Below are 13,841 nucleotides of genomic sequence, written 5' to 3' on the forward strand. Positions count from 1 at the left end.
ATCACTTAATCAGCGCAAATGTCAGATTCCAGCGGAGCAAACCCTTCACAGTCTTCAAAAAAACAAGCTCAGAAGGGCTTTTTAGATTTTCTTTACACCGATATAGCTATTGACCTAGGAACTGCGAACACGTTGATATACTCTCGCGGGGAAGGTATCGTATTAAATGAACCTTCTATTGTGGCTCTCAACCAGCAAAATGTACCTGTTGCTACTGGTCATCAGGCGCGACTGATGCACGAGAAAACGCACAACAAAATCAGAACAGTCCGCCCACTGCGTGACGGTGTTATTGCAGATTTTGAGGTTGCTGAGCAGATGATCCGGGGTATGATCAAAAAAGTAAAGATGAAGTGGTATTCTACCACACGTCAGATGGTGATTTGCGTACCCAGTGGAATTACTGAAGTAGAAAGACGAGCCGTACGGGACAGTGCCGAACATGCAGGAGCCAAAGAGGTTTACCTTGTTGACGAACCCATGGCAGCAGCCATTGGTATCGGTTTAGATGTGCACGAACCTGTAGGTAGCATGATTGTAGATATCGGAGGTGGAACTACTGAAATTGCCGTTATTGCGCTCTCCGGAATTGTATATGCACAGTCAGTACGGTTGGGTGGAGATGAACTTAATGAAGACATCATCAATTACTTTCGCAGAAACCACAACTTGTTGATAGGTGAAAGGACTGCCGAAAAGATTAAATGTGAAATTGGTTCAGCCGCCCCACTCGATGAGGAACTGGAGATGATCACCAAAGGCCGTGATCTGGTTAATGGGGTTCCAAGAACACGACATATAACTTCAAAAGATGCCAGAGAAGCTATTGCTGAATCTGTAAACACTATTGTGGAGTCAATTACAAAATCATTGGAGCAAACTCCTCCTGAACTTTCAGCGGATATTTTAGACCGCGGAATTATGCTCACCGGTGGTGGTGCATTGTTAAAGAACCTGGATAAATTGATCATGGAAACGACCGATCTTCCGGTTCATATTGCTGAAGACCCATTAACAGCCGTTGTTCGTGGAACCGGTGCCATACTTGAAAATCTCGAATATTACCGTCCGGTAATTTCCTAATACTCTGGAAATGAATGCGATTTAGATCGTTCAATTTAAGTGATGCTAAAGACTACATAGTTACCGCTCTTATCTTGCTTTTCGCCTTTGCTATTATGGTTGGCAGGCATCAGGGGGGAATTGACACCCTGCGAAAGATTTCCGTTACGGGTCTGAGTTTGCTTGAAGAACCATTAGCCAACATCCGGGTATACCGGCAAGCGTTAAACACAAACACCTATCTTCAGCGCCAAAACATTCTGTTGCAGGATGAACTCAGCCGGCTGCGATCTATTGAACAGGAAAACCGTGAATTGCGCAGACTTTTAGGCTACCAGGAACGTAGTCAGTTTGAATTAGCTCCTGTTTCTATTGTCGGAAAACAGCTTACCGGCCTGAATAATACCTTGACAATTGATGCAGGAAAAGCTGATGGCTTGGAAGATGGAATGCCACTGGTGACTTCAGACGGGTTAATTGGGAAAATTGTTCTTACTGGTACATACTATTCTCAGGTAATGCCTTATTATAACTCTTTATTTAGAGTAAGTGCTCGTATTCAGGAGAATCAAGCCCATGGAATTGTCAGCTGGCCCGGGGATCAATATGGAGAACTTGTGATGGATTTTGTACCCAAGACCATTCCAATAGACAGTGGGTTTGTTGTAGAAACTTCTGGCAACAGCAATCAATTCCCGGGCGGTATTCCCATTGGTAGGGTGATTAGGTTTGAACCCGAACCCGGCCGGGAAACCCAAAGAATTTACTTAGAGCCATTTGTTATGCTGGCTGATATTGCCCAGGGCTTTGTCATAGAGTTCCAGCCCGATACGAATATTGTCAACCTTCAACAGGATTATAACCAGCTTTTCGAATGAGTGTTGAAACCTTAAAAGATTTTTTGATTGGCTTGTGCTTTATTCTTGCTGAAGTACTCATTTTTCAGCACCTAAGCTTATTTGGAGCCACACCAGACCCCCTCCTTCTTTATTTACTTTGGCTTGCCATGAAATACGATCGAATCAAATTAGTGATTTTTGCTGCTGCGCTTGGGCTGATTCAAGACTCGCTTTTTGATTTCTGGGGACTGCACATGTTTGCTAAAACACTGATGAGTTTTGCCTTTTTTAATTTTGTGAACAGTCGCAAAGAGGGAAGATTATTGCTGTGGCAAATTTTTCTTGTAATCTCCGTTGCAGCCATTTTTCACAATCTCATATTCCTTGGATTGAGTAGCTTTATTGAAGCATATACTACCGGATTTATTCCTATAATTTTTATCCTTGGCAACAGTTTATATACTGCGCTACTTGGAGTGATGCTTTTCATTTTTAAAGGAAATTAATACACATGCCAACCGGGCAAACAAATCGAACAAGAACTTCTATCCGTGCTCTGCAGGTAATTATTCTTGGTCTGTCGCTAATTGTGCTGGGCCGTATTTTCTATCTGCAGATCGTGGAGTACGAGGTATATGCTGCTTTAGGACAGGAGAACTCAGTAAGGCAGGAGTATGTAGATCCTGCCCGCGGCTTGATTTATGATCGCAATGGCAGACTAATAGTAGATAATGAACCTATATTTTCTATTACAATAACTCCTTCCCTTTTCGACAAAAGTAATATTCCTCTTTTGGCTGACCTTTTAGGTGTTTCTGATTCCCTTTTGACTGTAAAGGTTCAGGAAGCTCAGCAATATTCCTGGCACCGAACCTCCAGACTATTTACTGAAATTGACTTCCCTACATTCTCAGCCATACAGGAAAATCTCTGGCAGTTACCCGGTATTGGGCACCAAATCGAAAGTAAGCGCCACTACCCTACAGAAATGAAGGCCTCCCATATTCTGGGATATTTACGCGAGGCAAATGAAAGTGAATACCGACAGTCTGAAACCATTCGGCTGGGTGATAAAATCGGGAAGAGTGGTCTTGAAATGATTTATGAGGACTCTTTAAGGGGAGAACTGGGAATCAGATATCTGAGAGTAAATGCTTTTGGACAAGCGCTTGGAGATTTTGAGGAAAATGAGATTGGCCGAAATCCTGTTCAGGGTAGCGATATTATCAGCACCATTGATACTGAACTCCAGATTTTTTCGGAAAAGCTGATGGAAGGCAAACGAGGTGCTGTAATTGCTATGAATCCAAATACCGGAGCGATTCTGGCCATGGTTAGTTCTCCTACCTATGACCTTAGTAAACTCGCTGGAAGATTAGATCAGGATTATTGGCAATCTATTAATGCTGATTCTACAACACCTTTGTATAATCGTGCAATATCGAGCCGACAGCCACCCGGGTCAACCTTTAAGCCGCTGATGGGAATCATAGGTCTGCAATTGGGAATTATTACTCCGCAAACAAAGATATATAACAGCGGTGCTTATGTGCGAGGGAGATCATACCGAGATTTAGCTCCGGTAGGCGAATATGATCTCCAGAAGGCTATTACTTATTCAAGTAATACTTATTTCTTCTCCCTAATGGACAAAATTGCGACTCAGGGAAAACTTAATGAGTGGAGCAATCTGGTTAAGGATTTTGGACTTGGAGTGTCCAGCAGTGTCGACCTGCCAAATGCCAATTCAGGCCTTATTCCGGATAGCACTTATCTAAACCGAAGATTGGGAGAACGAAGATGGGGTTTAGGTGATTTGATTAACTTCGGAGTTGGGCAGGGAATGGTTTCCGTTTCTCCCATTCAAATCGCACAAATGACGAGCACCTTTGCCAACGGAGGGTATCGGGTAAAACCTCATTTGGTACAAGCATTCCGGCAGCCGGACGGAGAATTAATTCGTGTTCAAACGGAGAAAACTAAAATTGATTGGCTACGAGATGAATACCTCGATGTTATCAAGAAAGGGATGCGTGGGGTTGTCACCGAAGGAAGCGGCCGCTGGTACGCTAATCACCCAAAAATAGAAATTGTTGGCAAGACGGGAACTGCTCAAAACCCGCACGGCATAGATCACGGCTGGTTTACTTCTTATGCTCCGCTCGATAATCCCGAAATTGTAGTTACAGCTTTTGTAGAAAATGCTGGTTTCGCATCTACTTCGGCAGCTCCGATAGCATCTCTGGTAATCGAAAAATATCTCCAGGGTGAAACAACCCGACCATATGTTTACAATTATGTCTTGAATTTTGAACCTAAAGAAGAACAAGACGAGAGTCCTTCCCCCCAGATAAATCAACAAGAAGGAAATGAATAATATAAGGGAATTTAGCTGGTCGGTAATATTTGCATGGGGAGTTCTTTTCACCATAGGCATTATAGCCATTTATAGTGCTACCCAGGGGCCTGTATCTCAGTTTCTGCCAGAGTACATTCAGAATAACTTTTATAAACAAATAGTCTGGATTCTGGTATCGATTGTACTTCTTGTTGCTGTTCAGCTTATATCCCCCCGATCTTTCATTCAAGTTTCATACTTGCTTTACGGCATCGGAATCATCCTGATGCTGCTAACCCTGGCTTTTGGTACAGAAGTAAACGGAGCAAAGAGCTGGCTGCGATTTGGTCCGTTTAATCTTCAAAGTAGTGAGTTCATGAAGATTGCCACCATATTAGCAACTGCAAATTATCTGACCAGTCGTCGTGATATATCTGCTGAAAATGCCCGTTATGCACTTATTGCCGTACTGATCATTATGCTGCCAACCTTCCTCGTTTTACTTCAAAACGACCTTGGAACAGCTCTCATCTTTTTAGCTTTAATTCCTGTGATGTTATTTTGGTCTGGGCTACCATACGGAGTTTCTCTTTTTATTATTTCACCAGCCATAATTGTATACCTGAGTGTAATTGAGTGGTATTATGGCTTGATTGCAGCTGTAGTACTAACATGTCTTATCTTTTTTATTCAGCGAAGGATTTGGCTCAGTATTACTTCTCTGATTACAGGTCTTTTGACTGTCTCTGGAGTACAACTTGCTTTAACTCAACTGCTTAAACCACACCAGATAGCACGAATTGCTGCATTTACCAACCCGGCTTACGATCCTACTGGTGCTGGCTGGAATGTGATTCAGGCCAAAACAGCTATTGGATCAGGTGGTTTAACCGGAAAGGGGTTTTTAGAAGGAACTCAAATTCAGCTTAAATTCCTTCCCGAGCAATACACCGATTTTATTTTCTGTGTAATTGGCGAAGAGTTCGGATTTGTTGGAGCTGCTATCGTTATCCTCACTTTCTTATTCCTGTTCATCAGGATGTTGAACATGGCAGGAAATCATAAACACCCTTTCGCGCAGCTTGTAACCGTTAGTGTGGCTTCCGTCTTTTTTGTACACTTTTTTATCAATGTAGGCAGTGCTTCTGCCCTGCTTCCGGTAATTGGATTACCTCTTCCATTTGTGAGTTATGGCGGCTCCGCTTTTATAACCAATACCCTGATGCTGGCTATTTGTTTGAACATGGATTTCTATAAACGCGAGTTCAGTATTTACCGTTAGCTGGTTTTATTATTTTGCGTACGTAGCTTATCCGTGCCTAGTTTGAATGAAGTCCGATGGTACTCCGTATATCCAAACTCTTTTAACCCCTTTTTGTGGATGGCAGTTGGATATCCGACATTCGTATTCCATCCATATTCCGGGAATACTTCATGCAACTTTTTCATCAAGTCATCCCGATAGACTTTAGCCAGAATTGAAGCAGCCGCAATACTCATTGATCGGTCATCTCCCTTCACTAAGCACGTGTAAGGAATCAGGGAACTGATAAATCGATTTCCATCTACCAGTAAATAATCCGGGGTGATCTTTGTAGAATCCACACATTTTTGCATCGTGTGAAGTGAAGCCCAGAGAATATTCAACTCATCAATTTCAGCAATACTTCCCTCCTGAACAGTCCATAAAAGTGCTTCTTCCTTGATTTGTTGAGCCAGCTCATTTCGCTCATCTTCTCCAATGGTTTTACTATCCCGTATTTTAGGAATATCTGTTTCAGGATGGAACACCACACCCGCTGCCACTACTGGCCCTGCAAGGCATCCACGCCCTACTTCATCAAGCCCCATAACATGTGTATAGCCTTCTGCCCACAACTGCCGTTCAAATTTTAACCGATCGATGATACTATTCCTTTTTTATTCAGAATCTGGTATTGAATATATCCATGAATTCAATTCTTTTCTGAGATAATGGAACTCATTTGACTAACTAAGTATTTGATATGGAAAAGGGATCTGATTATGCATTTTAAATATTTCGAGTGGGATGAACGGTTCGCCAAAAGTAACGGAAAATCTCCTTTTGATACATTGTGGGATTTATTTCAACAGCTTTTAACTATTTCCAGCGGTGAAGTTAAACAAGCTCTGAAATGGCTTACAGACCTCGATAATGAGTACGATATTACCGGCCAGTTTGATGACGGTTATTCATTAGGTGATTTTATTGATGAACTTCGGGAGCGCGGCTACATCGATAAAGATAGCGATGGTAGCGGATTCATTATGACAAAGAAAACAGAACGCAGCCTCAGAAAGCGTTCCTTAGAAGAGATTTTCAAGAATTTAGAAAAAGGCGGTGTAGGCTCTCATAAAACTCCGCATACAGGTAAAGGACTGGAGCGACAACCGGAAACCCGAAAATGGACTCAGGGCGATGATATTGGCCAAATAGATAGTGTTGGAACGATGCTGAATATGCTTAATCACAGCAGTATTGATGCTTTTAATCTGCAGGAAGATGATCTTGAAGTTTATGAAACCGACCACTATACATCAAATGCTACGGTTCTTTTAATTGACCTAAGCCACTCTATGATACTTTATGGAGAAGATCGTATCACCCCTGCAAAGAAAGTAGCTATGGCTCTCTCAGAGCTTATCATGAACAATTATGCCAAAGACTCACTGGATATTGTAGCTTTTGGAAATGAAGCCTGGAAAATTTCAGTTGACGACCTCCCCTATTTGAAAGTTGGCCCTTATCACACTAATACAAAGCAAGGACTTGAAGTGGCAAGGCATATACTTCAGCGTAAGAAATATGCCAACAAACAAATTTTTATGATTACCGACGGCAAGCCTTCTTGCATCATAGAGAATGGCAAGCTTTATAAAAACAGCTTCGGTCTGGATCGTAAAATTGTAAATAAGGTGCTTGACGAAGCCGTTAAATGCCGCAGAGATCAAATTACCATTACCACCTTTATGATTGCTCAAGATCCTTATTTGCAAAGTTTTGTGCGCGAAATGACTGAAGCCAATAAAGGAAAAGCTTATTTTGCCTCTCTGGATAATTTAGGGGGCTATATTTTTGAAGATTACATCCAGAACCGTAAAAAGAATGTGAAATAAAAAAAGCCGCTCATCTCTGAACGGCTTTAAGTTCTTATCTAAAGAAAGGTACTACCTGCTAGTTGAAAACACCCAGTTCCTGCATTACAGCATCAGTAATGTCATACTTTGACTGATATTCATCAGAAGCATACAAGATGATAAGATCGCCGCTTGAAGTAGTAGTATTCAACACATAGCTGAGACCTTTCTCTCTGGCAACTGCGTCAATAGCTGTCCCAATTTGAGTAAACATAGGACCGAGCAATTCCTGACGTCGTTGTTGTAGTGCTTGCTCTGCTTCCTGTTGTGCAGTACTCAGATCTTGCTGCAGCTGTGCCAGACGCTCCTGTTCTTTTTGGTTTGCTTCCTGAGAGATAACACCAGCCTTTTGCTCATAAGCCGCTACCTGCTGCTGGAAGTCTTGTTCTTTTTTCAATAGTTCTTGCTGCTTCTGCTCTGCAAAATTTTGCAGTCTTTTTTGAATAGCAGCCATTTCAGGCATTTTTGCTAGTACAGCTTGCGGATTTACGTACCCGATTTTCATTTCTGCATCCTGAGCCTTGGCAACATCCATTGTTGAAAAGGCAATCAAAAATGAAACAAGTAATAAGCTTAATTTCTTCATTTGTATCGTTTTATTGGCTTTGATTATTTTAATTTTGCTATAATTTTATCAGTTATATCAAGACCCTCATTATCTGCAAAAAAGATAATGGCGTCACCGTAAGAGGTACCTTCGTTGAGTACGAGATCAAGACCCATTTCCTGGGCAACCTCCTCCATGGCTGTATTCATTCTTTCTATAATCGGAGCCATCAACTCATTTCGCTTTTGACGAATTTCATTCATCATAGACTCCCGGTCTTGCTCAAATTGATCATTTAATTCCATTAACTCCTGCTCTTTATTAGCTCGTTCCTGTTGAGACAGGTTGGCCATTGAAGATTCGTAGTTTGAGAAAATCTGTTGAAGGTCAGTAGCTTTAGCAGCAAGCTCCTGATCTCTTTGTTCAATTAGTGTGTTTATTTGTTGATCAACCTCCTCTACTTCAGGAAGCTCGTTAAGAACTCGGGCAGGATTAGTGTATCCAATTTTGACCTGCGCCAGAGCATCCTGGAGTGCAAAAACGCTCAGGAAAAGGATAATGGCAGTAGTTCTTTTACTCATATTTATAAATCTATCGTTTTTTCTAATTTAAAAGTTTTTTCTAACAATTGTCGTTACTGTTCTTCTATCTCGATGCCCAGTTCTAACAAAATGTCGTCGTTTAAATTGTATTCATTATTAGCGTAAACCATATAAATGTCGCCTGAGCGGTCAAATACAAAGTCAAAAGATTGCTTTTGAGCTACAGCCCTTACAGCTGTGAAAATCTGACGCTGAATGGGTTCCAACAATTCGCGTTGTCTTGAAAAATATTCACCTTCAGGACCAAATTTTTGAGCAAGAAATTGTTCTTTTTCTCTTTTCTTTTGCGCTATTTCCTGCCTCTTCTGATTACGAATTTCATCGGTATATAGTATTTCTTTAGCCTCATAATCTTCCTGAAGCTGTTGAATCTCATTCTCGAGCTCTTCAACCTGTTCTTTCCATTGGCTGCTCAATAGATCCAGTTGTTGCTGAATACCTTCATATTCCGGAATCTGCTGTAGAATGTAGTCAGACTCGTAGAACCCAATTTTTTGTTCCTGGGCCCATAAAGTCTGAGATAGACCTGCAAACAGTACAGTAATAATCAAATACTTGTGTAGTTGCTGCATTAGAACGGTGCTCCTATGTTAAATAAGAATTCCCAGTTACCCGGTTGTATATCATTTCCATTAGGTACAGTTACACCATCAAGCCTGTAACCATAACTTAGATCAATCAAACCTAATATTGGAAGATACAATCTAACACCAAAACCAGCTGATCTTTTTACACGGAATGGATCGAAGTCGTTAAAATCCAGATAGGAATTACCCGCATCAGTAAAAGCATATGGAATTATCTGTACCTGCTCATTTGAAACAGCCGGATATCTCATCTCCATAGAGTACTTACTAAAGATTGTACCTGCAACTTTACGCCCGTCAACGATAGGGGAAATACTTGTGGTTGTGCCCCCCGGGTAACCACGCAGGTCGATATTATCATACAAGAAGCTTTGCCGCTGCTGTAGCTGAGTTCCACCAACCAGGAATTTATTAAGCTCACTTCGTTTATCCTGAGTAAAATATCCTATATAACCGTATTGCACCTGGCTTGTTAACACCAATTTATCAACAATTGGCACATGATGCTGGTACTCCGTTCGGAGTTTGTAATATTCTGAGAATCCAGGCAATGGAGGCGCAGCTTCAAAAGAAAGTGTAAATTTTGATCCTGTTATTGGGGAAATAGGATTATCAACAGAGTTTCTTTCCAGTACCTGCTCGAATGTTAAAAGGCTGGATGTTCCGTCAGCAAGAAAAGAAGAATTTCCTTCAATATTGTACAACTGGTATCCAATAATTGACCGGGTTGAGAAATAATCATCTGGCCATTTCAGTCGCTTACCCATCGATACTGAACTTGAAAACAGCTCATTTCTTTCCGTAGATCCACTGTAGTTCAATAAATTATAAGAAACATTGACACCTACAGAAGTCGGTTTTCCCCGAAACCAAGGCTCCTGAAATCCAAAACTGTAACTCTGATATCCTGTTCCGGTAACCTGAACTCCCAATGATAAATTTTGACCATCTCCTGAAGGGATAGGCGTCCACCCTCCTTTTTCAAATGCTCTTTTTAAAGAAAAGTTATTAAAGTTCACCCTTGCTGACAGAATTACCCCGATAGTTGGGCCGCCGTACCCACCTGAAAACTCGAAATTACTTGTGCTTTGACTGTCATCTAATCGATAATTTATATCAACAGTTTTGTCTTGCTGATTAGGTAACACATCAGGTTCAATATTTTGCGGGTCAAAGAATCCCAGTGTTCCCAGTTCCCGAATAGTTCTGATGATCGCATCTCTGCTATAGCGGTTTCCAGGAGTGGTTCTAAGTGTCCGGCGAACGACGTCGTCGTGAGTTCGTGTATTTCCAGAGAAACTGACGTGCCTTATCGTTGCAATCTCGTCTTCATATATATCGAAATGAATGTCAAGGGAGTCATCTGCCACTTTTGTTATGGTAGGAATAGCCTGGAAGAATAAGTACCCTATATTCTGATAGAGGCTGTTAATATCGGTGTTCTTTTGGTTGATATTTACATTCTGATCAAACTTTTGCTGATTAAATATATCTCCTCTTTGAAAACCAAGCGCCTCAGATAACCGCTCATCGCTATACACAGTATTGCCATCCCAGGTAACATTTCGAACCTTATATTGTGGACCTTCTTCGATGGTTACTACAACTCTAAGCCCTGTTTTATCCTTAAATAAGCCATCATGTTTATAAGTATAAACTGAGTCTTCGATAATCCGGACATCTGTAAATCCATTTTGGCGATAGAAACTCAGAACGCTCTCTTTCCCTTCTTCAAATTCTTCTTCTTTGTATACTTTTTTACCGAATATTTTCCACCATGCATCTTCTTTAAGCGGTTTTATCTTTCTGCGGAGCTTCCTGTCTTTAAACTCTTCGGCACCCTGAAAAACAATATCCTTAACCTCTAAGCGCTTACCCGGCTTTATGTCAAAAATCAACCTAACACGGTCTTCTACGTTTTCTACTTCTTTGGTACTTGTTTCTATTTCAGTGTACCAAAACCCTTTATTCTCATAAAACCGTCGAATGGTATTCTTTGCCTGCCCAATTGCAGATTCTGTTATAACTGTTCCGGGTGTTAGTACTAATAAGTCTTCCAGATCACGACGTTCAGAGCGCTTTATTCCCTTTAATTTGTACTCCAGGATTCTCGCTTGTTCTTCTACTTTGATAAGAAAACTAATGCCTGTGGAAGTACGTTCTGTGACATAGATCTTTACATCAGAAAAAAGACCTGAACGATACAAACGACTTATTGCTCGGGTCAGCTTCTCCCCACCCGGATAGGTAATAGAGCTTCCTTCAACGAGTGTACTCGCATTTTTTATAAATTGCTCTCGGGTGTTTTTATTCCCTTCTACTGTAACCTCCATAATTTGATATTCAACAGGGGTTAGTTCAGTTGGGTCTGTTAATTCAATATCCTGAGCCTGTAAAAGATGAGATGTGAAGCCGAATGTCAATAAAGTTGCAAAAAGTAATCTTTTCAAAAGTAACAACACGCCTTTTGGTTAATGCTTATGATTTTTTGTTTACTAAACGAGATGAATATGATTTTTCGTCTTTAGATGATTGAATTTTTCCAAACCTTCGATCTCTTTGTTGATAGGAACGAATGGCTTCATATAATTCATCTCTTCTGAAGTCTGGCCAATAGGTTTTTGTAATGTAAAGTTCTGAATACGCCAATTGCCATAATAAAAAGTTACTGATACGATACTCTCCACTGGTTCGGATAATTAAATCCGGGTCCGGTACATCTGCGGTAGAAAGGTGATCGCTTATCATCTGATCGTTAATAAGTTCCGGATCTAAACGGCCTTCCTTTACATGATTGGCTATTTTCTTAACTGCCTCAGTAATATCCCAACGACCTGAATAACTCAGTGCCAAGCACAATTCCAATAGTTTATTGTCTTTAGTGAGTTCAATTGCCTCCTGAAGCTCATTTTGACAATTTTTAGGAAATCGATTCATCTGACCTATTGTTGCCAAACGGATGTCATTCTTATTGAGGTTTTCCGCTTCTTTTCTGAGAGAGGACACCAATAACCTCATCAAACCCTGAACTTCCGCTGACGGACGGCCCCAGTTCTCCGTTGAAAATGCATAGAGCGTCAGGTATTTGACGCCTAATTGGGCACAAGATTCTGTGATATCACGAACTGAGTCGACCCCCACTTTATGACCGTGAAGACGAATACTGCCTTTGCTTTTAGCCCAGCGCCCGTTTCCATCCATAATGATGGCTATATGAAGAGGAATCTCACCCGAGTTCTTCAGGTTCTCCTGGTTCTTCTTATCGTCTTCAGTCTGTATGGTGTTTGTTAAAGTAAGCTCTTTCAAGTGATTTTTAGGGCTGTTTTTGAAGCTTTGAAAATTAGAGCTTTGCTTGTCCTTTATCAAGGTAAATAATCTTTTCAGGAAGTTAGTTTTTGTTCCATTGATATCATCTCCAAAAGGGCTAACGCGGCTTCTCCGCCCTTATTCCCTTTTTCGCCGGCTCGTTCCATAGCTTGCTTAACATCATCGGTAGTTAAAACTCCAAACGCCACGGGTTTATTATGTTTTAAAATTAAATCGGTTATTCCCCTGTTTACAGCGTCACAAACGTATTCAAAATGAGGAGTTCCTCCCCTGATTACTACTCCAAGAGCTACCACTCCAGCTACATCGCGATTTTCTATCACTTTCTGTACCGTCAAAGGTATTTCGTAAGAACCAGGACATTTCACTATGGTGATATCTGTCTCATCAATTCCATTTCCTTTCAGTGCTTTTAAGGCTCCTTCAAGCATCTTGTCGGTAATCATTGAATTCCACCTGGATACCACAATACCAATCTTCACTTTTCCGGGGTTTGTATCTCCTTCTATCAACTCTGCAGCCATACTAATTCTTTATTTCGGTGATATTTTTTCGTTGTTCTGTCATTTTTTTCATCTTCTCAACATGCTTGTAAGCAATAGTGACTACTCCCATATTTGTATATCCGGCTTCCGCACCCTCATGTGTATCACTTCCTCCTGTCATCAATAACCCGTGCTCCTCACAAAATTCTGTGTATTTTTTTTGAAGCTTGAAGTTATGACTGGGATGAATACATTCAATTCCATCAATGCCTGCCCCTACAAATGACTCTAGTTCATCCGAAGAATAAAGCTTGCCCGGATGAGCCACCACACTTGCGCCACCTACATTTCTGATAATCTCAATTACTTCACGGTAATCAGGGTATGTACTTTCGATGGAACCTAATTTCTGATTGCTAAGGTATCGGATAAAAGCTTCTTTAGGACTACTTACATATCCTTTTTGTGCAAGCACTCTTGCCAGATGGGGTCTGCCAATATTAGCTCCATTTGCTTCAGCCCAAACCTCATCATAATCTACATCAATACCTGATTTTTTTACAGTTTTGATAATTCCTTTTATGCGGTTTTTACGGGCTTTTTTTTGCTCGTTAAGAAATTCTTCAAGGTAATTTGTGTCCGGATCAAAATAGTACGCAAGTATATGTACTTCCTTATCTCCCAGCACAGATGTAATCTCTACCCCCGGGATTAGCTCGATATCCAGTTCACCAGCCTTTTCAATAGCCTGAAAATACCCTTTACACGTATCATGATCTGTAATAGAAAGGCTGACAAGCTTTTTATCCTTTGCCACCTGTACAGCCTCCTCAGGCGATAAACGGCCATCAGAGCAAGTGGTGTGGATATGTAAATCCGCTTTAGGGAGCATTCT

General features: G+C 41.0%; 14 protein-coding genes. 6 read left to right on the forward strand and 8 right to left on the reverse strand.

Going from position 1 to position 13,841, the window contains the following annotated elements; genetic code table 11:
* The first annotated feature begins 18 nt into the window (after positions 1-18).
* From RIB15_RS00830 to rodA, 5 genes are read left to right on the forward strand one after another with little or no spacing between them, the layout of a single operon-like run.
* Entirely contained in the window at positions 19-1,083 is a 1,065-nt protein-coding gene (locus RIB15_RS00830; RefSeq protein WP_255134876.1) for a rod shape-determining protein, read from the forward strand.
* A 14-nt stretch (positions 1,084-1,097) separates the two neighbouring features.
* Positions 1,098-1,940, forward strand: coding sequence for a rod shape-determining protein MreC (gene mreC / locus RIB15_RS00835; protein WP_350200249.1), 843 nt, complete (start codon positions 1,098-1,100; stop codon positions 1,938-1,940).
* Positions 1,937-2,407, forward strand: coding sequence for a rod shape-determining protein MreD (gene mreD, locus RIB15_RS00840; RefSeq protein WP_350200250.1), 471 nt, complete (start codon positions 1,937-1,939; stop codon positions 2,405-2,407). Before mreC ends, mreD begins: the two co-directional genes overlap by 4 nt.
* 5 nt (positions 2,408-2,412) lie before the next feature.
* Positions 2,413-4,278, forward strand: coding sequence for a penicillin-binding protein 2 (gene mrdA, locus RIB15_RS00845; protein WP_350200251.1), 1,866 nt, complete (start codon positions 2,413-2,415; stop codon positions 4,276-4,278).
* Positions 4,271-5,521, forward strand: a complete 1,251-nt coding sequence (gene rodA / locus RIB15_RS00850; protein ID WP_350200252.1) for a rod shape-determining protein RodA — start codon at positions 4,271-4,273, stop codon at positions 5,519-5,521. The genes mrdA and rodA overlap by 8 nt, the downstream gene beginning before the upstream one ends.
* Here rodA and rnhB read toward each other — a convergent pair.
* Positions 5,518-6,117 carry a ribonuclease HII gene (gene rnhB, locus RIB15_RS00855; RefSeq protein ID WP_350200253.1) on the reverse strand — a complete coding sequence of 200 codons (600 nt, stop codon included), beginning with the start codon at positions 6,115-6,117 and terminating at the stop codon, positions 5,518-5,520. The genes rodA and rnhB overlap by 4 nt on opposite strands.
* 147 nt (positions 6,118-6,264) lie before the next feature.
* Between rnhB and RIB15_RS00860 the strand changes: the two genes are divergently transcribed.
* A complete protein-coding gene (locus RIB15_RS00860) occupies positions 6,265-7,377 on the forward strand; it encodes a vWA domain-containing protein (RefSeq protein WP_350200254.1) in 1,113 nt (370 codons plus the stop codon).
* Between the two features lie 58 nt (positions 7,378-7,435).
* Here RIB15_RS00860 and RIB15_RS00865 read toward each other — a convergent pair whose 3' ends face one another.
* The 7 genes from RIB15_RS00865 to RIB15_RS00895 form a co-directional block, all read right to left on the reverse strand.
* Positions 7,436-7,984 carry an OmpH/Skp family outer membrane protein gene (locus RIB15_RS00865; RefSeq protein WP_350200255.1) on the reverse strand — a complete coding sequence of 183 codons (549 nt, stop codon included), beginning with the start codon at positions 7,982-7,984 and terminating at the stop codon, positions 7,436-7,438.
* 23 nt (positions 7,985-8,007) lie between these two features.
* Positions 8,008-8,526 (reverse strand): OmpH/Skp family outer membrane protein, encoded by a 519-nt coding sequence (locus RIB15_RS00870; protein ID WP_350200256.1) that lies wholly within the window; start codon positions 8,524-8,526, stop codon positions 8,008-8,010.
* A gap of 53 nt (positions 8,527-8,579) precedes the next feature.
* Positions 8,580-9,119, reverse strand: a complete 540-nt coding sequence (locus RIB15_RS00875) for an OmpH/Skp family outer membrane protein (protein ID WP_350200257.1) — start codon at positions 9,117-9,119, stop codon at positions 8,580-8,582.
* A complete protein-coding gene (bamA, locus tag RIB15_RS00880; RefSeq protein WP_350200258.1) occupies positions 9,119-11,584 on the reverse strand; it encodes an outer membrane protein assembly factor BamA in 2,466 nt (821 codons plus the stop codon). The genes RIB15_RS00875 and bamA overlap by 1 nt, the downstream gene beginning before the upstream one ends.
* 28 nt (positions 11,585-11,612) lie before the next feature.
* On the reverse strand, positions 11,613-12,440 hold the full coding sequence (gene uppS, locus RIB15_RS00885) for an undecaprenyl pyrophosphate synthase (RefSeq protein WP_350200259.1): 828 nt from the start codon (positions 12,438-12,440) through the stop codon (positions 11,613-11,615).
* Between the two features lie 74 nt (positions 12,441-12,514).
* Positions 12,515-12,985 carry a 6,7-dimethyl-8-ribityllumazine synthase gene (gene ribH, locus RIB15_RS00890; RefSeq protein WP_350200260.1) on the reverse strand — a complete coding sequence of 157 codons (471 nt, stop codon included), beginning with the start codon at positions 12,983-12,985 and terminating at the stop codon, positions 12,515-12,517.
* A gap of 1 nt (position 12,986) precedes the next feature.
* Complete coding sequence (locus tag RIB15_RS00895; RefSeq protein WP_350200261.1) at positions 12,987-13,838, reverse strand: PHP domain-containing protein; 852 nt, start codon at positions 13,836-13,838, stop codon at positions 12,987-12,989.
* Positions 13,839-13,841 lie beyond the last annotated feature (3 nt).

It is taken from the genome of Gracilimonas sp., assembly GCF_040218225.1.
GTDB lineage: Bacteria > Bacteroidota > Rhodothermia > Balneolales > Balneolaceae > Gracilimonas.

Excerpts from the sequence above, each read along its gene's own strand:
- RIB15_RS00860 (WP_350200254.1), top strand. The coding sequence starts at position 6,265 with ATGCATTTTAAATATTTCGAGTGGGATGAACGGTTCGCCAAAAGTAAC.
- RIB15_RS00875 (WP_350200257.1), bottom strand. The coding sequence starts at position 9,119 with ATGCAGCAACTACACAAGTATTTGATTATTACTGTACTGTTTGCAGGT.
- RIB15_RS00895 (WP_350200261.1), bottom strand. The coding sequence starts at position 13,838 with ATGCTCCCTAAAGCGGATTTACATATCCACACCACTTGCTCTGATGGC.
- RIB15_RS00870 (WP_350200256.1), bottom strand. The coding sequence starts at position 8,526 with ATGAGTAAAAGAACTACTGCCATTATCCTTTTCCTGAGCGTTTTTGCA.
- RIB15_RS00830 (WP_255134876.1), top strand. The coding sequence starts at position 19 with ATGTCAGATTCCAGCGGAGCAAACCCTTCACAGTCTTCAAAAAAACAA.
- ribH (WP_350200260.1), bottom strand. The coding sequence starts at position 12,985 with ATGGCTGCAGAGTTGATAGAAGGAGATACAAACCCCGGAAAAGTGAAG.
- rodA (WP_350200252.1), top strand. The coding sequence starts at position 4,271 with ATGAATAATATAAGGGAATTTAGCTGGTCGGTAATATTTGCATGGGGA.
- mreD (WP_350200250.1), top strand. The coding sequence starts at position 1,937 with ATGAGTGTTGAAACCTTAAAAGATTTTTTGATTGGCTTGTGCTTTATT.
- RIB15_RS00865 (WP_350200255.1), bottom strand. The coding sequence starts at position 7,984 with ATGAAGAAATTAAGCTTATTACTTGTTTCATTTTTGATTGCCTTTTCA.
- mrdA (WP_350200251.1), top strand. The coding sequence starts at position 2,413 with ATGCCAACCGGGCAAACAAATCGAACAAGAACTTCTATCCGTGCTCTG.
- mreC (WP_350200249.1), top strand. The coding sequence starts at position 1,098 with ATGCGATTTAGATCGTTCAATTTAAGTGATGCTAAAGACTACATAGTT.